At 66.4% G+C, this 23,651-nt stretch carries 11 protein-coding genes; 2 read left to right on the top strand and 9 right to left on the bottom strand.

Annotated features, from left to right (window positions below; all coding sequences use genetic code 11):
- Positions 1-203: 203 nt before the first annotated feature.
- Genes QX039_RS23360 through QX039_RS23340 form a run of 5 tightly spaced genes read right to left on the bottom strand, consistent with a single transcriptional unit; the run spans position 204 to position 17,150 of the window.
- Entirely contained in the window at positions 204-2,087 is a 1,884-nt protein-coding gene (locus QX039_RS23360; RefSeq protein ID WP_315736158.1) for a hypothetical protein, read from the bottom strand.
- The gene (locus QX039_RS23355; RefSeq protein ID WP_315736157.1) at positions 2,080-7,749 is read right to left on the bottom strand and encodes a hypothetical protein; all 5,670 of its coding nucleotides are present in this window, start codon (positions 7,747-7,749) and stop codon (positions 2,080-2,082) included. Before QX039_RS23355 ends, QX039_RS23360 begins: the two co-directional genes overlap by 8 nt.
- A 37-nt stretch (positions 7,750-7,786) precedes the next feature.
- Entirely contained in the window at positions 7,787-11,083 is a 3,297-nt protein-coding gene (locus tag QX039_RS23350; protein ID WP_315772739.1) for a hypothetical protein, read from the bottom strand.
- A 51-nt stretch (positions 11,084-11,134) separates the two neighbouring features.
- Positions 11,135-14,641, bottom strand: coding sequence for a DUF6603 domain-containing protein (locus QX039_RS23345; RefSeq protein WP_315772737.1), 3,507 nt, complete (start codon positions 14,639-14,641; stop codon positions 11,135-11,137).
- Positions 14,634-17,150: a M64 family metallopeptidase gene (locus QX039_RS23340; protein WP_315772735.1), complete on the bottom strand. Its 2,517-nt coding sequence runs from the start codon at positions 17,148-17,150 to the stop codon at positions 14,634-14,636. Before QX039_RS23340 ends, QX039_RS23345 begins: the two co-directional genes overlap by 8 nt.
- A 370-nt stretch (positions 17,151-17,520) precedes the next feature.
- On the opposite strand from QX039_RS23340, the gene QX039_RS23335 reads away from it, so the two are divergent.
- A complete protein-coding gene (locus QX039_RS23335; RefSeq protein WP_316219529.1) occupies positions 17,521-17,805 on the top strand; it encodes a hypothetical protein in 285 nt (94 codons plus the stop codon).
- Between the two features lie 857 nt (positions 17,806-18,662).
- On the top strand, positions 18,663-18,905 hold the full coding sequence (locus QX039_RS23330; protein ID WP_315772731.1) for a hypothetical protein: 243 nt from the start codon (positions 18,663-18,665) through the stop codon (positions 18,903-18,905).
- Between the two features lie 195 nt (positions 18,906-19,100).
- Here QX039_RS23330 and QX039_RS23325 read toward each other — a convergent pair whose 3' ends face one another.
- The 4 genes from QX039_RS23325 to QX039_RS23310 all read right to left on the bottom strand — a co-directional run bounded on the left by QX039_RS23325 (position 19,101) and on the right by QX039_RS23310 (position 23,606).
- Positions 19,101-19,322 (bottom strand): hypothetical protein, encoded by a 222-nt coding sequence (locus QX039_RS23325; RefSeq protein ID WP_315772729.1) that lies wholly within the window; start codon positions 19,320-19,322, stop codon positions 19,101-19,103.
- 127 nt (positions 19,323-19,449) lie between these two features.
- Complete coding sequence (locus QX039_RS23320) at positions 19,450-20,682, bottom strand: MFS transporter (RefSeq protein ID WP_315772728.1); 1,233 nt, start codon at positions 20,680-20,682, stop codon at positions 19,450-19,452.
- 100 nt (positions 20,683-20,782) lie between these two features.
- A complete protein-coding gene (locus QX039_RS23315; protein ID WP_315736150.1) occupies positions 20,783-21,472 on the bottom strand; it encodes a substrate-binding domain-containing protein in 690 nt (229 codons plus the stop codon).
- Between the two features lie 94 nt (positions 21,473-21,566).
- Positions 21,567-23,606 carry an NAD(+) synthase gene (locus tag QX039_RS23310; protein WP_315736149.1) on the bottom strand — a complete coding sequence of 680 codons (2,040 nt, stop codon included), beginning with the start codon at positions 23,604-23,606 and terminating at the stop codon, positions 21,567-21,569.
- Between the last annotated feature and the right edge of the window lie 45 nt (positions 23,607-23,651).

Here is a 23,651-nt window from a genome sequence, read left to right as displayed (position 1 = left end):
TGCTTCTCCTATGTCATGAAGGAAGCGCTGAGGTCGGGAATGGGTCTTCGGATATTCACACTTGCCGGCCGCTACGTAATCTTGGGGCGCCGAGCGTCTGCCGTCGCGCGAGAAATTGCCGACTTGGGAATGGCGCGCCCGTTCAACCCTCCATCTCCGGCGGCCGCGCCACCGCTATATTTCGACGGTGACGTTTCATGCGTTCATGCCTTCCGCTTCGGAAGGATCGCGTCGAAAGCGAGCCTGCTCGACCGCTCGCCGCGATCGGTCTCCTTGCGGATGCCGAGCCAGACAAAAGTGCGGCCGTTGTACCAGCGCGTGCGCTGGAAGCTCTGGGTGACACGAATGCCCGCGCGCGGCACCTCCTCCTCATGGAGATTGTAGCCCTGCTGCTGCGGGAGGTCGAGACCGTGGCGCAGCAGATCGGTGCGAGGTTCGACGCGCACCGGCGGATCCGGGTCGCGGTCGATGACCCGCAGCATTGCTGCGCGACGCAGCTGGATCTCGCGGCTGTCGTTGTCGATGTGCACCGGGATGAATGGAATCCAGTTCTCCGGCATCTCGCTCATCAGCCGATAGCGGATCGCGGCGTCGTTCTCAATCGGCGGCGCAGGTGGTGGGCCCGGCGGCAGGCTCTCCTCCACCAGGCGACGGAAATAGCGGCGGGTGTCGAGCGCGGCGCTGCGCCCGCTCTTGCTGTCGCCCGAAGCCAACATCACCCGCGACTCGACACCCCACACCATGTTGGCCATCTCGTCGCGGAACAGTTCCACCGACTCCAGCGGCTCGCTCTCCTGGATCTTCGGCACGCTGGGCACGATGAAAAGGCTGAGATCGGCGGGAATGTCGTCGCTCCCCTTCGTCGCCAGCGTAAACATCGACCAGCGTTGCCAATCCGCGTCCCCGCCCTTGCCCGCGGCTTCGACCCAGATCCGCTCGCCGAAGACGTTGGTCACGCTCATGCCGGCGACCCGGGTGATCGTCCCGGCCGGCACCGTGAACGGCATCAGGAACCAATCGTTGGCGTAGACGAGGCCGAATTCGATCAGCAGCAGCTTGTTGACGTCCGTCGTCTCCGGATCAATGTCGCCGAAATTCGTTCGTCCCTCCTCAAAGGTCCACCAGCGTGTGTTCGGCATGCCGTCGAACTGGATCGGCGCCGGGATGAATGACGCCGTAAAGGTCGTCTCGACGGCGGCCGGCGGCGGCGCGTCCGCAAGGTCACCGAGTCCTGCGCCGGAGGCGTCGACGTCGAAATTGTACCAGTCGAGATGCCCCTGGAAGTATTCGTCGGCGACCACGAGCTTCTCGCCGCCCGCCTTGGGCGCCGACGCGGCGAAGGCGTATTCGAGGCGATCGGGCAGCCAGGCATCGGCGGCCCCCGCGGCGGACTGGTAGAACGCCTCCCGGTACCAGCCAAGGAATTCCGCCTCGGCCGTCTCGATCGCAGCGGCGCTGGCCGGATTGCCGAGCACGACGAGGTCGTGCGCGTGATTGCCGGGCGCGGCCGTCAGATGCTCGACGAGGTCGTAGCCGTCCATCGACCGGCCGGCCAGCGCCGCCATCGTCTGCCAGGCTTCGCGATGGGCGGCGACCGGCGCATCGGCCTTGAGCGCGGGATCTGGCATGGCGACCGGCAGCGCCGCGATGAATTGCTGGGCAAGCCCCGGCTCGATGCCGGCGACGAGCTTCAGCCAGCGCCGGCCCAGGGCGATGCGGAGATCGAACGCGATCTTCTGGCCGGCGAGACGGAACGGGATCGGCCGCCGCTCGACCTTGGCTTCGAGCGGCACGTCGTCGGCGAACGCTTCCGGCGGATTGCCGGCCGCGCGGTATTTCGTCAGTTCGGTGGTCTCGATGTGCACCTTGGCGACGACGGGCGAGCCGGCGTCGTCGCCCTGAAACTCGCCCATCTGCCACTGCTTCGTCAGCAGCCACAGCGGATCACGGACCTCGGCCTTGAGCGCGCGGTCGAAATCGTGCGTGCGTGGGCGGCCCTCGAGCCTGTTCCACAACGTGATGGTGGGCAGCTTCACCTTGCCGGAGAACACGGCGGAGAGGTTCTGAACCGCGACATAGTCAGCCATTGCCCGTCTCCGTCTCGGCCAGCACCGCGGCGAGGTTGTTGTTATAGGCGAAGTTGAGCGAGGCCGTGATCGGATGGAAGGCCACGGCGGACACCAGCGCCGGCAGGAAGCGGGCATAGGCGGTCGTGTCGACGTGGTCGGGCTCGATCGCGCGCTTCTTGGCGAGGTCCATCGTCTCGCGCACCGTGTCGACAAGATCCTGCCACTGCCACGAGCCGACAAATTTCGGCGGCAGCGCCAGCAGCAGAGTCTGCGGCGGTTCGGCGTTTGGCCGGTCGAAGTGGAACGCCAGACCGGTATCTTCAGTCGGGCGCGGGATCACTTCGGTCCACTCGTCGAGCAACAGCCCGAGTTGCCGTCGCGCCGGATCGAAGCTTTCGGCGAAATGCGCGGTATAGAGCAGCTTGTCCTCGTCGATCACGAACGGCTTTCCGTCGGCATCGGTCTCCGGGAATTCGAGTCCGAGCCACGGCAACTCGGGGCGATGCGGAAATTGCAGCGCCTGCAGCGCGACGCCCGCCCCCGTGAACGCGTCGGCGAGATGCTGCGAGGCTTCCAGATCGTGCAGCTTCGACCGCACCCGCGCGACACCCATGAACCAGTCGTCGAGCGGAAAGCGGCGTCCGATCGTCGTCTTGAGGAACCCGAGAATGGTCTCGTCCGCCTGCGCCCCCGCGCCCCAGGCGTTGCTCCATTCACTGGCCTGCGCCGCTGGCAGACCGAAATCCGGAACGATCTTGAAATCTTCGCCGAACAGCAGCTTCGCCGCCGCGGTCAGCGCCTCGATCTTGTTCTTCGCCTCCGCTGCGGCATCGTATTGATCGAGCCGGGCCTGGATCGCCGGCAGCCGCGTCGTCAGCTCGAGCGCGAGCGCGGCGGTGCGCTTCGCCATGTCCTCTGCGAGCGCGACGATCGCCGTGCGCTGTGCCGCGATGTCGATCGCCGCCACGTCGAACGCGGCGTTCGCAGCCTTCGACGCCTCGATGCCGTCATGCAGGGCGGCGAGATCGGACGCATTGTCGTAGAGCATGATCAGAACGGCGCGCTGTCCAACAAAGGCGGCGCGCTTGCCGCTCATGAGATCGTCGCGGAAATCGTCCGGCTGCGCCGGTAGAGGGTCGGTCGCCGTGGTCGCGATCAACGTTTCGGCCACCCGCAGCGCCAGGAACTTCGCCGCGTCCGGCGCGCCGGAATCAGCGTCGTAGGCGACTATGCGTGCGTCGAACTCGGCGAGCTGCCTGGTCCATCGAGCGATGTAGCCGGCGAGTGCGGCGCGCAACTGGGCGAAGATCCGCCGCCGGTCGGCGTAGACGGCACCGGTACCGGTCTGCAGCGCCGCGAACGGACCGAGACCCTGCATCACCGACACGAAGCCGGTGATCGTCTGCTCGATCTCCGTGGCGATTTGGGCCTCCTGCTTGGCGTCGAGGCGGGCCTGCAGCGCCGTACGGAAGGCGTCGAGATCCGCAAGCCGCGCGGCGAGCAGATCGCGCGGCAGCGTCGCCCGCTCGCGCGCGAGCGCCGCGTCAAGATCGACGGCCTCGTTCGCCTCGCCGGCCATCGCCATGTCGCTCGCCTTGAGCGGACGCGAGCGCAGCAGCAGGCTTCTGAGATGCCGCATCAACGCCGACAGCTCGAACAGCGGCACATGCCCGGCGATCGCCGCGATCCTCTCGCGATAGGCGATCGTCAGCATTGCGTCCGGGCGCGGCGGATGGACGGCGATCACATGCGCCTCGATCAGATCGTCGAGCGCCTTGGCGGCCGGATCGTTGTCCGGATCGAGCAGATACAGCAGGTCGATCGGCAGCAGGCCGAGATCGGCCTGCGTCACGTTGTAGGTGACGGAGGAGAGATCGAGCGGGTCGGTGACCGTCACCGAGCAGGCGACCGCTGCCGGCGGCGGCAGAATGCCCGCGAGCCAGGCGTTGAGCGCGGGCTCCGCCTTCGCCCGCGGCGATGTCAGCGCGCCGTCGTTCGGGTCGAGCCCGGCCTTGAGATGCAGCGCCACCCGATGGGTCAGCGTCACCCCCGACCGCGGCGTGCGGACCACGTCGGGGGTCGCCGGGAATTTTCCCTTGGAGTAGGTGTCGAGCACGGCGCCGGCGCGGTCGTAATTGCCCTGCACCACCTGATGCACGCTCTCTGCCATCGCGAGGTCGGCGACCGCGTCGGCGATGTCGGCAATCCGCGCGGCCTCGGCGGTGATCGCCGCGGCCTGCTGCGGGCTCGCCGCCGGCAGGTCGGCATCGTGGCCGAACGGGTAGCTGCTCACGCCGCTGGTCTTGATGTGCTCGACCAAAGCAAGGCCGTCGATGACGTTGCGCGCCTCCACCCGGTTGATCCGCAGTCGCCGACCAAACGCGTCGAGCCGGCCGGTACGCGTCGGAGCCAGCCGGTCGCCGACCAGCGGGAACACCTTGCGGAGGTCGTAGATGAACCCGTCCACTTCGACGTCGTGGCGGTCATGCAGGCCGCGCTCGAACTGATAGCCGAGCAGCGCGCCGAGACTCTGCTCGCCCTTCATTCCCTCGATGATCGACAGCGCGATGCGGACTCGTTCCGAGCTGAGATTGACAGCGAGGCTGCCGGGATTGTCGGGCGTGGCGTTGGACAGATAGCCGTTGCGCAGCACCGCGGCGGTCACCGCTTGGTTCAGCGACGGCGCGTGGATGTAGCCCTGGTTGCTGCGGTCGCGCATCAGCGGCGGCGCATCCGGATCGGCGAAGATCGCCGCGAGGTTTGCCGGCAGCTCGACCGCCGTCAGCTTCTTGAACTCCGGCTTGACGTTCTCGAGCCAGCCGTAGGCGCCGAGATAGATTCCGGTCTTCGCCTCGCCGGTCGGTGCGCCCGGCTGGGCGGTCCCCTGGCCGGCACCGTTCGGATAGCGCATCCGCTCCAGTTGGCGGCTCATGATGCCGCCGTACCAGGCGTCGAACCGGTAGGTGCAGAGGTCGAGATGCTCGGCGAACACCCGTTCCAGAACCGCCGTCGGGGACCTCTTCAGCCGTTCGAGCGCATCGAGCTGGCGCTTGAGATACGCGGTGGCGACCATTGAGGTCAGCACCGTCGGGATGAACTCGCCGACCGTCCTCAGTCCCGTTCCGGTGACCGCGGCGTCGCTGCGGTGGAGGTAGCGCCAGCGGCTGCCGCCGGCCGCAGCCGGCACGGCGAGGCTCGCCTCCTCGACCTGAAAGAACTTCGGCTCGCGCCGCGCCGCCTTCAGCTCGGTCTCGCCGATCAGCCCGGCATTGAAGAACAGGCGGATGCTGGTCTCGACGAAGCTCAGGTCGAGCGCGTGATGCAGCATGAGATACAGCAGCGCGTTCGGGCGCTGGGTGAAGCCCTGCTGCAGCCGCAGCGCGTCGTGGGAGGTCGCCGCAGCCTTGATCAGCCAGCCGATGTAATTGTCGCCGCCGGCGGTGTAGGCGCGGATCTGCTCGGTCTCCGACAACGGACGGTCGTCGATCAGCGGGCCCTTGAGCTGGTTGGGCGCCTTGATAAAGAGTTTCTCAAGGACGTCCGGCACCTCGATCCCCTCGGGCGGCGTGTAGCCGAGCTGCTTCAGCAGATCGAGCCCGCTTCCAACATAGCCCGCGGCGAGCAGGAGCGCGACCAAGGCGCCGCCCGCCCCCTGCATCGCGAGGCGGTTGTACAGTTCCTTGAAGCTCTCGGCGAAGCGCTGCTGGAATTCCACCGATCCGGCGTGCAGGCCGAGGACATCGAGCAGTATCTGATGACGGTCGCCGCCCGGCTTGCCGATGTAGGACACCCGCGACATCAGCGGCTCGAGGTCGGCCTCGACCTTGCGCAGCAACTGATACAACCGCGTCAGGAACCGCAATTCCGGATCGTCCGGCGCGTGCGCGGCCCCGACCGCGACGTTCGACCCCGCGAAGATCCACTGGATGCGCGAGCGCGGCGTCGCCGGCAGGATGCCGTAGGGCTGACGACGGACGCGGATCGTGGGCATCGGCCCGCGTGACGACACGTGCCGGACGAAGAAGTCGCGGGTCCGATCCACCGTCGAATCGTCGAAGACCGGATGAAGCATGCTCTCCATGAAGTAACCGAGCGTGGCCGGCCACAGCGCCGTGTTCATGGCGCGGGCGTCGTTGACGTCGTGGCGATGGTAGAAGGGGATCGCCGCCAGCGCGGCCGGATCGAGACCGAGCGTGGCGGCGAGGCAACGTCCGTCTGTCCGCTCGAACCATCCGTCGGGGTCCAGGGGCGGAGTGCCGAAGTAGTGATCGAAGCTGACGTCGGAATCCTCGCGCCAGCTGTAGGCGGCGCCCTCGCCCTCGACGTTGTTGGTCGGCTGGCCCTGCGGCAGGATCGAGAACCCCGCCTTCGACTGATGATGATGGGTGAACAACTGCTCCAGCGCGACCCGGCCGGCGTCTGCATCGGCCCCGAGCCGCACACCGAGCACCATCAACTGATCGAAGCCACGGCGGAAGGCGGGCGGCGTTAGCGGCACCCGGAATCCCATGCCGATCTCGACGGCGCGGTCGAAGTTGCGCACCCATTCGAGCTCCGGACCGAACTTGATGTCGTCGCCGTCGTGCGCGACCGATGCGTCGTCCGTTCCGGTCGGCGACGGCGTGACCGGCAGCGGCGATGGAATCGGCTTTCCGAGCTGCTCGAGTTCGAGCGTTCCGCCGTTGTAGCCGAGCAGGACGAGGCGATCAGGCAAGGTCCGGGCGGTCGCCGGCTGCGACCAGCCGGTCTCGCGCATCGGCGTGGCGTCCGCGGCGGAAAACTCCAGATACGCGGCGATGACCGTGGTGGTCGTGCGATCCGCGCCCTCGGGCGGCGCGTCGGCGAGATTCCGCGGCCGGTACGCCTCACGGACCGCCGCGGCGCGCTCGGCGCCGAGCGCGTTGTCCAGCGCGGCGATCGCGTTCATCTGCGCGGCCGCATCCGTCCCCGCGCGCCACAGCGCCGTCCAGAACGTGCTGACCTCACCTCGCTCGGGATCGGCCAGCGGCGCGCTGGTCACCACCGTCAGGATCACAGTCGGCACGCCTTCCACCCTGGCCGGTCGCGCCGCCTCGTTGAGCGGGCGATGAGTCTGGGTCACGTAGTAGGACCGCCCCGAGCCCTGTCCGCTCAGCAGCGTTCGCCAGGCGGCCCGCTCCCCGGCGGTGTCGCGGTTCGCCCGCCAGACGTCGGCCCAATAAGCCTGGGCGCGCTTCACCTCGTCTTCCGACAACGCCTCCTCGAAGCTGTCGACCGCGATGTCGTCCGGATAAGCCCGGACCCACAGCTCGTCGCGGTCGCCGCCGAATTCCGTCGCTTGCTTGAAGCGCGTTTCGATCCGCAGCGGCATCAGCAGGATCGGCGTCTGATCGGACAGCAGGCCGATGTTGCGGCGCGGGTCGGTGAAGTTCGCGAACAGCCCGATATTGCGGACCACTTCGTCCTTCGCCGCCTTCAGCGCACCGCCCAGCCGCTCGATCTCGGAGGCCGCCGCCTTGATCTCCTTGTCGATCGCCGCCAGCGCCGGATCGTCGGCGCCCTTGCTGACGCGCTCGGCCCGTGCGCGGTCGCGGATCAGCCGCGCGCGGGTCTGGCGAAGCCGGCCGATCTCGCGCGACGTCGCGTCGACCGCGGCGCGCGACGCTTCTAGCTCCTTGCGGATATCATCGAACTCGGACATTTCGCCTCCGCCGCCCCCTGTCGTGTCCGCTGCGCGATCAGTTCGGCAGCATCTCGCTGCCGTGCACCGCGACCAGCACGGGAACCTGGTAGAGGATGTAGGCGAGCTCCGCGGAGTTGCTGTCCGGATGCCAGCGTAGCGCCTTGTCCTCGTCGTACTGTTGTTTCTTCTCCTGCAGCTCCGGCGCCACCGGATCGTCCAGGGTGAGCGTCGGCCCGCCCGGCCTGATCTGCAGAAAGCCCTTGTCGGCGTCGGACAGCACGTCAGGCCAGGCGAGGTCGTTCCAGACGTTGAGCGGCCCGTCGCGAGAAATATCGAGGCCGAAGCGCGGCTCGCCGGGCCGCTCCTTGATGACGAAGAACCAGCCCGGCGCCGTCGAATTGCCGCGGCCGGTGCCTCCCTTTGCCTCCTTCGAGGTCAGGTCGAAGCCAATGAAGGTGATGTCGGGATCGACCTTGGCTTCGTAGAGCGGTGTGCGCAGGCGGTCTTCCACCGGACCGTCGGTCTCCAGCACCCGCTCGACGCGGGGATTGATCGCGCCGCCGTCGTCGCGCTGCCAGCGCGCCTTCTGGGCGTAGATCACCGCGGTGGGATATTTCTTCAGCAGCTCGCCGCGGATGACGAGGACGACTTCCTCCTCGTTCTCGCCCGGCTTCTCGCGATGGTCGTGATCACCGAGCTTGGAGAACAGCGACCAGGTGTGGAGCGGCGGAATATCGCGGAGCTTTTCGCGCAGTTCGTCCTTCGACAGGCCCTCCCGGTCGATCACGCCGCTCGGGTCCCAGAACTGGCGGAAGCAGCTGCCGCGCTGGTCGGTGGGATATTCGCGCCACAGCAGCTCGCGGGCGAATTCATGGTTGAGGCCGACCATGTAGGCCTCGATGAAACGCTGATTGGTCTCGAGCAGCGTGATCGTGTTCTGCGGAATCTTGTCGATGTTCGGCAGGAAGTGCTCGTCGGACAGGCCGAGAAGCGGCTTGTACATCGGCAGGTCGATTTCCGGATATGCCATCACCGGCTTGAACACTTCCGGCTGCAGCAGCGTCGCGATCCCGTTGATGGCCAGCACTCGCGGCGGAATGGCGATCGAGGAGAAGGTGAAGGCGGGCACCGTCTTGTCGGGATCAATCGCAGCGAAGGTCGACGCTCCGAGCGCGGCGATGTCGATCGGCTTGCGCAACGGCGGCTTGCCGAGATCGGCGCTGACTGTGAGCAGCCGGTTGAGGTCCTTGAGGGCTAGTTTGAAGCGCGCCGCCTCCGGACTGTCGGCGGACGAAGCGCCGCCGACCGGCTCAGGCGCGGCGGGATCGGGATCGCGGATGGTGAAAGACGGAAAGCCAGGCAGCGCGTCGATGACGTCGGGCGAAGCCCCTTGCGGCAACACGCCGGTCGCGATGCCGGCCTGCTTCTCCAGCCGCACCAGCCATCGGAACAGCGCCAGCGCCGCTACCGCGACCATGATCGCGAGCGGAATGGCGACGGCCAGCAGCAGCACGGCGACCAGCAGCAGAACGACCAGTAATACCCACTTCGCCCAGCGGTGCTTGGCGAGCCAGTCGGTCAGCTCCGCGGGCAGCGACTTCGGCTGAAGCTGCGCGGCGACATCCTCCACCGCCGGCAAGGCTTCCGGGGTGACCCGCGGCGGCGCCGCGCTGACCTCGCCGCGATTGATCTTCTCCAGCAGCTCTTCGGCGCCTTTCGGCGAGTCGAAGCCGAGCGTCGCCGCGATGTGGTCGCGCGGCCGGACCGCGCGCCGGAACGGCGCAGACAGCGCCGCGCGGGGCACCGTGCTTTCCTTGAGCCGATGGCGCAGCGTGAAGCCGTCGGCGATCACCCGGCGCTGCACCGGCGCCATCATCGTGAGCCCGCGTTCCGCGCTGAGATCCTTCAGCGGCCCGAGATGGCGCGCATGCCAGATCGCGGCCGCCGCCTTGGCGAATTGCGCCAGCCTGATCCGCCGGTTCGCCGCGAGGATGTCACCGACCTGGTCCCAGGCGGCGTCCATATAGGCCTCCTGGTTCTTCTGCACGACCGCGGTGCCGAACGCGGCGGGAACGCGAAACCGCGGGTCCAGGTTGAGCTCGTGCACCCAGTTGCGCGGCTGCGGCGCGTCGCTGCCGTCCGCCTCCTCAAGCAGCCGCTCGGTGAGCGCGTGCCAGCGGCCGTACAGCGGCGGCGTGATCACTGGGTCGGGCGCGCCTTCGCGGGCATAGTCGTCGGTCAGGTTGACGAAGCCCGCCAGCGCCTTCTCGAATTCGTGCGCGTAGGGTTCATCCCAGCCCTCGTAGGCCGCAGCCTCCGCCTCCTGCGCGCCGGTCAGCGCCTCGTCCGGCACCTTGAGCGCGCCGCCGAGCCGCAGCACCCCGTGGAGCCCGGCGACCGCGATGGGCGGCATCCCGGAGCCGGGCGTCTGCGTGTCCATGTCGCGGCGGCCGAGCCGCGAGTCCGGCGGACGCGGCTTCAACAGGCGGACGAGGTACTCGAAATCGCCCACCGTCCCGGTCTTGAAGTACCACCGCTTGTACACCGGATGCAGCGTCGGGGACGGCCGGTCGGTATAGTCCGCCCAGGCCGACAGGGTGGCGAAGAATGCGGGATTCGCCGCGGGCGCGATTCCGAGGCCGGCGAGACGGCCGCTCTCGAAGGTCGGCACCACGAATGCATGGTAGGACGTATTCGGCTCCAACTGACGCGGCGACAGGACGCGCGAATAGGCGTAGTCCGGATTGCTGGCCAGCAGGCTCTCTAGCCGTGCCCTCGCCTGGTCGGCATTGGTCGATTCCACCACGCCGTCCTGCTGGATCAGGTCGCGGTTGACGTGGACGTGCGCCCAGGCCCAAAGCTGGTCGGCGGGCGGAAATACCGAGGCCGGATCGCCCGTCACGTCGATCGCCGGCAGCGGCCGCGCCGACGACACCGCGACTTCCTTGAACTCCTCCACCTTGAGTACCAGCAGTGCGAGCCACGGGCGCAGCCGGTGGCTCGACTCGTCCGGCGCCGCTGGCGTGTAGCGCCACGGAAAATCCTCGTCGTAGAACTCAACGAAGGGCAGGTAGTTCGGCTCGAAATTGGTGATCCAGTCGCGCGGCTCCACCTTCACCACCGCCTTCGGATCGATGCCGACGATGTCGCCGGGACCATAGAGCGCGACGTCGCGCGAAATCGTCGCCGTCAGATCCGTGTCGCCCTGGACCGGCCGCCCGGCCAGCGACAAGTCGACCTTGATCGTCGCGCGCAGCGACACCGAGTTGTCGTTGTCGGCCGCCGTGATGTTGTTAGCCACGCCGAGCCGCAGCCAGGGCAGGAAGGAATAGGTGCCGATCGCATCGCTCATCCCGTCCCTCCCCGCCGCCTCGCCGGATCGCCCGCCATCATCGTGCCTCCGCTACGCCGCGCGCTTCATCTCGTGCGGGCGCACGATATGGGCCTCGCTGGCGAAATTCGGATTACGCCGCGTCTCCGCCGCCATGAATTCACCGGCGCTGGCGCGCGATTGGAACGACGCAGGCGCGCCGGCGATCGGCGAATTGTCGGCCAGGCTCACCACCACATAGGACGCCTGATCGACCGCGATCTTGTCGTCGAATGCGTGCTTCAGATCGCGCGACTTCGCCGAGATCTCGGACCGCGCCACGGCGTTGTTGGCCAGGAAGTGCGTGAACAGCCCGGAGATGAGCGTGACGAAGCGCCGGCGTGCCCGCTTGAAATTGTTGTCGACGATGATCTCTTCGTAGCGGGCGATGCGCTTGGTGACATAGCTGGTCTTTGCCTGGTTGCCAGTGACCGACAGCTCCAGCCCCGCCTCCTCGGCCTCGTAGTCGGACGCGCTGAGCTTCTCGCCGTCCTTGAGGTCCTTGAATTGGGCGATCGCGAACGACTCCCGGATGGTGGCGCGCTTCTCGATTCCCGACGTCGCGGTCGCGACGGAGAAGTAATTGGCGTCGTCCGGGCGCTGCGCGCCGATCTTGTCGAGGGTGATGCCGAGCGGGATCGCACGCTGGGTGATCTTGAGCGAACCGACCGGATGCAGGACAAGGTCGGAGCCCGCGTCCACGGTCTTGAGCGTCACCAACAGCCTGCTGCTGTTCTGCAGCGCGGCAGTCCAGTTCTCCGCCTTCGAGTATTCCGCCACCAGCAGGGGCAGCACGGAGACCGGCGGAAGGCTGGTGTCCTCCTTGTCGCCCCAGGTGTGGGAGAAGTCGACGTCGACGTCCCAGAACAGCAGCGAGATGCTCCCGGTGCCCTCGACGTGCCAGGGCGATGTGCCTTCGAGCGAGCCGCGGAAGCGGATACTGAACAGCCCCGCGCCGAACAGCTTCACCGACAGCGAGGCAGAGATCGTGATGATGAAATAGAACGGCGAGAACTGGAACAGCGCGTCGAAGGCGAGATGGCCCTCGATGTTGGCGATCGAGACGCCGAAATACAGCTCCGCATGTGCGCCGAACTGCACGGTGTTCGACGTCACCGCGAAATAGGCGTCGACCCGGATGCGGGCCACCGGCGTGTTGAGGATGTTGATCGCGATCCGGGGGATCGGCGGGAACGGCAGCGCCGGTGGATTGTAGGCCGGGTGGAAGCCGCCGACGGAGACGATGAAAGTAGCGTCGCCGCCGAACGACGCGAGCACGCCCATGCCGCCGTCGAGCGGCATGAAGATTACGCGGGATTCGTACAGGATGGCGAAGAACCAGCCGCGCTTCTTGTCGAATTCGATCGCGCCCATGAAGGCGACCTGGATGATGATGAGCGGCAGCCGCTCGTCCGGGATCGCCACCGTCAGCTTGCCGATGATGGCGATGTTGCCGGGAATCTCGATGATGATCCCGAGCGACAGGCTGATCAGCGTCGGCGTGCCCCAGCCGAACTTCGCCATCGGGCCGATGAGGAAGGTCCCCTGCTCTGGCGGGAAGAAGGTGCGGAGGTCGGAGATGATCCGGTGCGCGTTGGCGACGACGTCGTGCGGGAATAGCACCGAGTCCAGCGAGCCGGCGCGCACGCCGTTGACTAGCGCGTCGAGGTCCATCGAGCGGTTGAGCCCGACCAGTCCGCCGACTCCCAGCAGGGTGAAGCCGAAGCCGAGCTGCAATCCGGGATTGAACTCGACCGTGATGATGGCGATGAAGGAAAAGCCCTTTGACCCGTCCGGCATCTTGGTGGTGATGACGCCGATTGCCGTCACCGAGAGGAAGTCGAGGATCTTCAGTTCCAGCGCGCCGGCATATTCGCCGCGGTCCGGATCGATGAAGAGATAGCCGCCGCCCTTCACCGCCCCGGCATCGATCGACAGCCCGACGCCGTTCGGTGGCTTGAACCCGAAGGATAGATCGATCGGGCCGAGATTGCCGCCGCTCCCCGGAAAAGCGAGATCGGTCCGCAGCCCGATGTTTTCCACCACCGCGACCAGCGGACCGAGCGCCGCCTTCAGCGTCGCGCCGATATCGATCGGGAGGCCGTCACCCGACGGTGTCACCGCGAGCGTCAGTCCCTGCACCTGGATCGGACCGAGGTCGATATGCGCTGGGATCTGGATCTCGAGATGCGAGGTGCCGCGGAAATACACGCCGCGCGGATAGGCGACGCCGAGGCCGAGATCGAACTCGAACCGCGTCGAGATACCCGACAGGATGGTCGAGATGAAGCCGTCCGAGCCGGACGCGTCGAGGACGAAAGCGAGGCCCTTGAGGTCCGCCTCGGCGAACACCTCGACGTCCTTGCCCGCCACCAGCGTGAAACCGCCGGCACCGCTCACCGATTGGTATTCGAGCCGCGTGCCCTCGCCGGTGCCAAGAACGATGGTCGGGCTGCCGGAGACGGCGGAGTATTCCACTTCGACGCGCGCGGTGCCCTTGGCCGACGTCGGCGCGCCGCTACCTGCGAAGCCGATCACCATGTCGATGCCGCTGCCCGGCCGCACCATCAGGCCGACACCTCCGGTGAGATCGAGGTCGCTCGAGATCGTCACCGCGATCGTCGGACCGAGCTGCATCCGCACCGACAGCAGCCCGCTGAACGACGGCAGCAGCGCGAAGCCCGGCTTCTCGCTCCCGGACTTCGGCAGCGGGAACAGTCCGAGCTCGGCCGATAGCCGTCCCGCGTCGCGCGCCCGCTCGAAGAACACCAAGCGCAGCCGTTTGCGCACGGCGGCACGCCCGGTCGGAGGGCCGCCTTCGAGCGCGCGCGCGACCCGATCCGGCACCTCCACCATCCGGACGTCGAGCCCGAGCCCGGCCGCGAGGCTGTCGATCTGCCGCGCGAAGCTGGAGAAGTCGAAGCTGTCGGTGCCCCAGCCGAAGGCGTTCTCGAACAGCGTCACCGGGTCGGAGACGATCTTCGGCAGGTCCGGGAAGCTGAACCTGTAGTCGATGTAGTCCGGGCGGTTGCCGGCGGGCGCGGTATAGCGGGTGCGGATGACACCGAGCGCCTGCAGCGCGAAACCGATGCCCGGATGATGGTTGCGCAGATAGGTGATGAAGAGATAGCCGACGAGCTGCCCCGGAAACTCGCCCTTGAAATTATCGGCGTTCAGCGTCGCCGAAAATGCACCGCCGGGCGCCGAAACGAGGTCGTCGATCGCCTGCACGACGCCGGCGATCGCCTCGATGGTCTTGAAGGCGTCTTCGAGCGATCCGGACACGACCGTCGTCTCGCCGTCGGACGCCACTTCGCCGTCGAGCGACAGCCCGCCGCCGACCAGCGCCTGGAGCCGATCGAACAGCAGCTGCAAGTCGACCGCGAGATCGGCGATCGGCTTCGGAATCACGTCGGAATCCCAGCCCAGCTTGAGCAGCAGGCCCTGGAACGCGGCCGGCGACTCCACCGCCGCCCGCAGCGGCAGCAGCAGCTTGCCGATCTCGGCGACGATCGTTTCGAGGGCGCCCGGTTCAGCCATTTTTCTTGGCCTCCGGATAGAATTCGCGGTCGACGACGTCGTGCAGCGCGGGATCGACGCGGTTGGTGATCAGCCATTTGCAGACATGGCAAAAAGTGCCGCTGTTGTTCCGCATCTTGCAGTCGCCGGCCGGACGATAGACCAACCCGGTGAAGTTGTATGCGCCTTCGTACAGGCCGACCAGCCGCTGCGCCTTGCATGGCGGCTTGAAGTTCGGGATGTCCTTCGGGTCGTCGCCCTCGTCGTTCACATGAGCGAAGTCGGGATCCTTGTTGAGCGGCAGATGGTTGCCTGCGATGAAGTCGCGCACCTTCTTTTCCACCACATAGACCAGCGCGTCCGCATCGTCGCGGCGCGGCACGAACAGCAGCGAGCCTTTCGGAAACACGGGAAACGGCGCCGGCGGCAATTCCAGCCCGCCGAGCCGGATCGAGCCGAGGTTCTGGTCGATGTCGCCGATGTCGAGTCTGACGAGGTAATCGGAATCGGTGAACGTGAGCGGCAGTTGCCGGCCGATCGCCGTGATCTGGATGCGGCGGAGAAACGCCTGGCGGCCGGCCGCCTTCGCCTGCACCCAGCGCGGGATCTGGCGCGGGTCGATCCTGACCTCGATCGAGCCACCCTGCTGGGTCGAAGCCTGGGTCAGCTTGGCCGAAAGCTGGACCCTGAGAAGTTCGAACCATTTCACCTTGGACGGATCGACCAGACGGGAGTGATTGGCGGCGTAGTTCGGATCCTGAAAGATGCCGGCGAGCGCGACGATGTTGTCGTGCTCGCTCGAAGCGGTCGCATTGTCTTCGGCGCTCGTTTCGTATTCGTCGCCGAGATTGAAGGAATGGCCGAATTCGTGCGCAACCGTGTCGATGATATCGGTGAGGTCGGCGTCGATGTCGCTGGCGGGCTTGCGCCGCATCACTTTCTTCGTCGCCGTGTTGGTCGCCGGATATTCGAAGTCGAGCGTCTTCAGGCTCTGCAGCGAATTGGCGGTCACGGTCGACTGGTTGAAATTGGTGCCGCCGATCATGTCCTCGTTGGTGATCATGGCGATCAGGCCGCGGCTGCGCTTGAAGGTGCCGTCCGGTATCCACTCGGCGCCCAGCGCGGTGTGCGGCGACGACCCGAGCCGCAGTCCGGACAGGTAGGCCATGATCGGCGCCGCAACGTTCGCGCGGCCGTTCCTAGCGAGTTCCGGCGGGTGCCGGCGCGGATCCGGGGCAAGGTGCCGGGTGGCGCTGGCCGGCTTGAAGAACTGATAGGCGCGGGCGATCAGGGGCGCGAGGTTGGCATCGCCCGCCGCATCCGCCGCCGGCATCGTCAAAGCGGCGCCGGACTTCGCCGATTGGTCGCCCCAGCGGGAGCCGAGCATCAGGCCGTAGAAGGTGTCACGTGCCTCCAGGATGCCGAGCGATTTCTGCTTCCTCCACGCTTCGATCAGGGTGTCGTTGACCTTCGCCGCGTCGTAGTTGGACAGCGACTGGCCCGCCCAGCGCGCCTTCAATTGCGCCGACGTCGCAGTTTCGTTGCGGAGCGGCAGGCCGACGCGGGCCACGAGCTCGTCGACCTCGTAGATGCTCTTGTCGTCCGAAACGCTGTAGTTCCACGGAATCGGTCCGCCCCTGCCGAGCTCCGAGGTCTCCTCGTCGTTGACGCGCCAGCCGCAGGTCACCGCCTGCTCTTCCGACGCCTGGAAGGCCTTGAATACATTGAAGCTGCCCGCGAGCGTGCCGTAGGGCTCGTGGCGCTTCTGCGAGAACAGACCGTCCGCCGCTTCCTGCACAATCTTGTCGAACTTGTCCTTCTCGGACGCGCGAAAGCCTTCGGCGAGGAACAGGATGTTGTGCATCTCGGCGGCATTGCCGAGGTCGCCGGCGCGCACCGTTGAGATGTTGTCGCGAGTCTTGGCGTAGTCGACCACTTTCACCGGCAGGCTCTGGTTGACACCGAGGAAGCTGCCGTCGAGCTGGGCCGCCCCCTCGCTCACGCCCCTCAACCGTCCCTCATTGTTCGTATTTGCTACCACGAAGGTGCCGGGGCTGGCCGAGCTGAGCGTGACGAAGCCGTGCCCGGTGATGTCGCCGACGAGATCGGTCCCGGTCGGATCGTCGCTGAACAGCGCGCACAGCGTCGGCTGGCTGTGGCCGACCGTCGGATGCAGCGCCGTGGTGATCGAGGAGTTGCCGAACCACCAGCCGAGCACATCGTCGTGCACCTGGATACGCGCGACGACGTAGCCGGGGCCATATTCGATCACCACGAGATTGATGCCGACGTCGTCGCCGGTGATGGTGCGCGCCGCAGGATCGATCGTCACGAAGCTGGTCAGCCGGGAGCCGACCGGGTTGTACGGCGCCAGGATCCGAAAATTGCAGTCCGCGGTGACGTCGGTCAGCGTGTAGGTCGTCGACCCGCTCGGCAAATCCTGGTCGAACACGCGGAACGGCAGCACCTTAGTCGCGGGCTTCTTCAGCGCGACGTGCATGTCGCAATGCGGGTAGACAATGAGAGGCATGCCGGCACAACCCTCTCTCAGCCAGTAGAACTATTGGGAAGCCCGTCGCTCCCATCGGAAATCTGGCATCGTAGAGATTTTACACTCAAGCCTTCTCAATACAACCTCAACGTGATACTGTTTCGACATCCTTCTTCAATTGTCGTTTGCCGAGTGGAGCTCTCTATCGCTGAGGCCAATCGTGATGCAAAAGCCGGCGGCGTGGAGCATCTCGTTGTCCTCGTTCATCGGATAGACACGAACGCTCAGTGGTTTCCGATCGCCAAGAAGCCATTGGAGGGCGCTGGGCTTGTAGCTGTCCCCGCGAGGTACGGGATCTATGGCGTGATCCGTTTTCTTACCCCGTCAAGCGTCTTGAGTCGCACTGCGATTGACCGCGTCTCCCATCCGTGAACGCGAACAGCGCCGGGGCCTCATTCTCGTGCTAACTTTGGCGGAGATCCTGCTCCTGCTCACGCTTACATCCGAACTCAAGATTTGGCAGGACAGAGCTAATGCGGCTGAAGAGCAGCTGAAGCCCCTTCAGCAAGTACTGTATGTAGGTGGCGCGGTCGATATCACCGGCGTGCGGCAGCTCGTTGAGCGTTTCGAACGGCTCCCAGACTTGGAAGCGGAAAAGACAGCCCTCAAAGGGGGAGGCAGCCAAGCGGGCTGAGCAATCTGAGCTGTTTAAGTCACTCGGCCTCGACAGCGCGCAGACACTCCACTCGTTTTCCACCGCGCAGGCGTCGGAAATCGGTCCTAATGATCCGCCGGCCGTTCTGAAGCGTGCGGTCGATGTTCTCAGCCCTTAGGCAAAGATCCGCAGCGGAGCCAGATCAAGCCGCTATCTGAAGTTGCCCAAAAACTTGCAACGGCGGAAGCTGAACGGGAGAGGTATCACCTCGACGTGCTCAATCTAATGCGCCGAAATGGAAACGGCCTCGCCTATCCATCATGCTGGAGGACGCCGACGGGACAAGCGGAATACATCTTCGATATCACGTTCGGCGATCGCGGGATTCGGGTCAGCGATGCGCCCAAACCCGATCGAAAGATCCGGCTTGGAAAGATGATGGGATCATTTTATGCGTGGCATCGAGATCAATGAACGAGATTTCGCCGCGGCTACCCGGAACCTTGCCGACTGGGCGACATCCCAAAACTGCAAATTCTACTCACGCAACAGGGATGAAACCGGCCTTTCAAACAAGACGCGCTACAAGTACCTGCAGCGGACCATCGAGCAGAATTTCTATCCTTACTATTCGCCAGCTCCGAGCACGTCACCGAGAAGACCAGCATCCGCTGCCATGACCACGACTGCCGCGCCTAGCCCACCTGTAGGGTAGCTGAGCGAACCGCGGACGGAATAGTTAACACCACCACCGCCTGACAGAGGATGATAGATGCAGAGCGAAGGCATCCAAGAATACTGTTCACTCTCGCTTCTTCGCGCCGCAGCGTTGCCAATCGGGCGAATTGAGCGCAGGCTCCTCCCCAAGCGCGCAAGTCGCATCAGGGGAGAGACGCATGAAGGAACCGGGACTCGACGGCCGCCATCGGGACAAGGATGGCGAGATCAGCAGGAAGCACGGCAATACGTTGGTCGCCACGTTGCGCAAGATCTACGGCAAGTCCTTTGCGGCCGGCTATCCGGATTCGACGAAGCTCGGCGATGTGCTGCTGCAGCTCAACGAGACGTCGCTGAGCCAGTTGCGCCGGGACCACGGCACCGGACATTTGGATCACAAGATCAAGGAAGCCTCGAAGTGATCGGGTTTTGCTGATCGGGATCCATCGCCCGATTGGCGAGGCCGATTGGTGGTCGCAACGTTTGTTCGCTCCCGTGGTTTCGTGCGTCCCGCCACGTGGAGCGCGTCGTCTTGCATCGCTGCGCGGAGCGCCATCGCGCGTCGGAAAGCCCGGGCACCGGGCACTCCGACGCTGAATCCGACGGACGAATCGGTCCTACTTCCCCATGCTTCCCGCCTGGTTCGTGCCCGGCCCCACATTGCCCTGGCTCGACGAGGTGGAGTCGCGGCCGGATTTCATGTTGCTGCCGGTCGTCTGCGACGACGTCGCCGATGTCGCGGCGTTGTACTTCTTGGCATGCTTCGCCTGGGCGGCGAGCGGGACGGCGGCGAGGGTGGCGGCGACGAGGGTGGCAATGGCGAGCTGGGTCTTCTTCATGGATCCGATCTCCATCCGGTTGAACTCCACGCTCGCCCAACCCGGCTGCGACATCACAGTTCCTGCCGGGGGATCAAGCGTTGTTGTTCGATTCCGACGGCGCGCGTGAAGGTGCGATGCAGCAGCGTCAGGCCGGCGCTTGCATGGGCACGGCGCCAGTCTGCGACGTCGGCTTGAGAAACGGCCGGAAGGTCATCATCATCATGACAGCGCCGAGGCCCATCAGCCAGGAGCCGACATAGAGCCACGTGTAGCTCGCAAAGCTGTCGTAGATCAGGCCGCCGGCCAGCGGGCCCGTCGCCATGCCCAGGCTGCCGGCCATCGCCGTGCCGCCGATCACCGTGCCCATGATGCTCTGCGGAAAGTTGTCGCGCGCGATCGCGGCGTAGAGCGGCATGGTGCCGGCATAGAGGAAGCCGAAGGTGGCCGCGACCGCATAGAACGCGGCGAGGTCGCGCACGACCACATAGGCCAGCGCGCCGAACGCCTGCGCGAGCAGGCCGAGAACGAGTACCCGCTTGGCGCCGAAGCGGTCGCCGAGCAGGCCGAAGGCGATGCGGCCGCCGAGCCCGGCGAGCCCCTCGATGCTGTAGATCGTCACCGCCGCCATCAGCGGGATGCCGCAGGTGACGGCGTAGCTCACGGTGTGGATGATGGGGCCGGAATGCGTGGCGCAGCAGAAGAAGTTGGTGGCGAGCAGGATCAGGAACTGCGGCGAGCGCAGCGCCGCCGATCGCGTCATCTCGGCCGGCCCGGCGGCGGGACCCGACGCGACGGCGTCGCCGGGCGCGGACGATGGCGGACGGCCCACGAGCAGCGACGTGGGAATCATGATGGCGGCCACGATCGCGGCGATGCACTGCATCGCGGTGCGCCAGTCGTAGCTGGAGACGAGCCAGGCCGCGAGCGGCGACATCGTCATCGGCGCCACGCCCATGCCGGCCGAGACCAGCGACACCGCGAGGCTGCGATGGGTGTCGAACCAGCCGGTGACGGTCGCCATGACCGGCGGGAAGATCGCCGCTGTCGCGATGCCTGCGATCAGGCCGAACAGCAGTTGGAACGCCAGCAGCGAGGATGTCAGGCTTGCCAGCAGCAGGCTGACGGCGAGCAGGATCGATCCGATCAGCAGCACGGGACGCGGGCCGATGCGGTCGGACAGCGTGCCCCAGCCCATGCTGGTGACGGCCATCGCCAGGAAGCCGATCGTCATCGCGGTGGAGATCCCCGCGACCGACCACCCGGTCTCGGCGGCCATCGGCTTGAGGAACACCGGCAGCGAGAACAGGCCGCCGACGGCGACGCAGCCGAGCACGCCCCCGGCCGCCACGATCACCCAGCGATAGTACGATGTGCTCATCCGCCGTCTCCTTCCCGATTGTTCGGTTGGAAGACGATCGGGACAAGGCCGAGACGACACGCGGCGATCGGATTTTTTCGCGGGCTGTGGAGCCGGCGCCTCACACCGGCGTCATGCCGTGCTGGCGCTTGGTTTCGGCGGTCTCCTCCGAGACGAGATATTCGATGAAGGCCCGCGCCGCCTCGGTATGCGCGCCGGCCTTGCACAACGCCGCCGCGAACACGGTGCCGGGCTGCAGCGACGCGGGCAGCAGGCCGACGATGTCGATGCCGGGCGCGCCGAGCATCTCGCTGAGCTGCTGGAAGCCGACCTCGACCTCGCCGTCGGCGAGCAGCCTGGCGACGGGAATGCCGGGCTTGGCCTGGACCAGGCGCGAAGTGCCCTCGCTCTCCAGGCCCCAGTCGCGGGCGAGCTTCTGCACATACGTGCCGCTCGGGCCGGTGGAGATGCCGATCGCCTTGGCGTTCTCCATCGCCCTGCGCACGGCGGCCTCGTCGAGCGGATCGGGCTTGGGGCTGCCGGCGCGCACCGCCATCGCCATCGGCGATTCCGCGATTTCGATGATGCTGCCGGGAACGAGATGGCCGTCGCTTTCAAGCTTCTGCAGCGCATCGGAGGCGAGCACGGCGAAGTCGAACGCTTCGCCGGCGCGGATGCGCTTGGCGGCATCGACGCCGCCGACGGATTCGATCGTGATCACCTCGCCGGTCGCCTCCTCATAGGCGGCGGCGAGCTCAGCGAGGATCTGCCTCGTCGCCATCGAGGAAATGCCGGCGGCGGTCACGCTCATGATCAGCTCCGTTCAACGATGTCGATGACGACGCCGCAAAGGCGGACGCGCACGTCTCGGATATGGCAAGCGCGGCGGCCGAGCAAGATGATCGTCACTTGGGCACGTTGCGCTCCAGATCCTCCAGCCACGCGGTGGCGTTGCCGTCCGACGGCGCGCGCCAGTCGCCGCGCGGCGACAGGGCGCCGCCGGCGACCACTTTCGGGCCGTTCGGCATTGCCGAGCGCTTGAACTGGCTGAAGGCGAAGAAGCGCTTGAGGAACACCTCCAGCCACTTCCTGATCTCGCCGAGCGTGTAGGCGTGACGCTTGTCGGCGGGAAAGCCCGGCGGCCAGGCGCCGTCGCCCGCATCTTTCCAGGCGTGATGGGCCATGAAGGCGATCTTCGAGGGGCGCATGCCGTAGCGCAGCGTGTAGAACAAATTGAAGTCCTGCAGCTCATAGGGGCCAATCGTGGCCTGGGTGCTCTGCGGCGTCTCGCCCTCCTTCACCGGCACCAGCTCCGGCGAGATCTCGGCCGACAGCACCGCCTCGAGCGTGCGGTCCACTTCGGCGGAGAACTGATGCGAGGCGATCACCCAGCGGATGAGATGCTGGATCAAGGTCTTCGGCACGCCGGCATTGACGTTGTAGTGCGCCATCTGATCGCCGACGCCATAGGTGCACCAGCCCAGCGCGAGCTCGGAGAGATCGCCGGTGCCGAGCACGAGGCCGCCGCGATCATTGGCGAGGCGGAACAGGTAGTCGGTGCGCAGGCCCGCCTGCACGTTCTCGAAGGTGACGTCGTAGACCTGTTCGCCGCGGCCGAAGGGATGGCCGATGTCCTTCAGCATCTGCGTCGCGGCGGGGCGGATGTCGAGCTCGGCGGCACTGACTTGAAGCGACGACATCAGCGCATGCGCGTAGGACTTGCTCTGCGCGCCCGTGGCGAAGCCGGGCATCGTATAGGCCAGGATGTTGGTGCGGGGAAGGCCGAGCAGGTCGATCGCCTTCGCCGCGACGATCAGCGCATGCGTGGAATCGAGCCCGCCGGAGACGCCGATCACGATGCGCTTGGTGCCGGTGGCGCGCAGCCGCTGCGTCAGGCCGGCGACCTGGATGTTGTAGGCCTCGTAGCAGTCCTGATCGAGCCTCGCGGGATCACTCGGCACGAACGGAAAGCGCTCGATGCTGCGCATGAAGCCGATGTCATCGAGGGTCGGCTGCAGCTCGAAGCCGATACGGCGGTAGTGCACGCCGGCGCGTTGCGCGCGCGCATTGTCGTCGAACGTGCCCATCAGCGCCCGCTCCTGGCGCAGCAGATCGAGATCGACGTCGGCGAAGATGGTCTGGCCGATCTGGCGGAAGCGCTCGCTCTCGGCCAGCAGCATGCCGTTCTCGAAGATCGAGGTCTGGCCGTCCCAGGCGAGATCCGTGGTGGATTCGCCCACACCGGCCGCCGCGTAGATGTAGGCGGCGAGGCAGCGCGCCGACGTGGAACGACAGAGCAGCGAGCGCGACTCGGCGCGGCCGACCGTGATCGGGCTGCCCGAGAGATTGGCGAGCACGGTGGCGCCGGCGAGCGCCAACTCGGACGCCGGCGTCACCGGGATCCACATGTCCTCGCAGATCTCGACGCCGATGACGAGCCCGGCGACGTCAGCGGCGGCGAACAGCAGATCCGTGCCGAATGGCGCCATGGTCTCGGCGACCTCGATCATCTCGCCGCGGATGCCGGCGCCGGAGGCGAAGTGACGGCCCTCGTAGAACTCGCGATAGGTCGGCAGGTAGCTCTTCGGGATGACGCCGAGTACCTCGCCGCGATGGATCACGACGGCGCAATTATAGACGCGGTGGGCGAAGCGCAGCGGCGCGCCGACGATCAGGACCGGCATCAGGTCGTGCGAGGCTTCGACCAAGGTGAGCAGGCCGCGCTGGACGGCGTCGAGCAGCGGATCCTGCTTGACCAGGTCCTCGATCGCGTAGCCGGACAGGCAGAGCTCCGGAAACACCGCGACCGCCGCCCCCTGGTCATGGCAGGCGCGCGCCGCCGCCAGGATCGCCGCCGCGTTGGCGGTGGGGTTGGCGACGCTGGAGGCCGTGACGCAGGCGGCGACGCGGGCAAAACCGTGCCGGTAGATCGAATGGAAATTCATCGTGGCAGTCCATCTCCTGTCACCTGATCATACGACATGGACCAT

It is taken from the genome of Bradyrhizobium sp. SZCCHNR1043 (assembly GCF_032489675.1).
Lineage (GTDB): Bacteria > Pseudomonadota > Alphaproteobacteria > Rhizobiales > Xanthobacteraceae > Bradyrhizobium.
The sequence above is the reverse complement of the archived record's forward strand: the minus strand, read 5'-3'. Positions and strand labels throughout refer to the sequence as shown.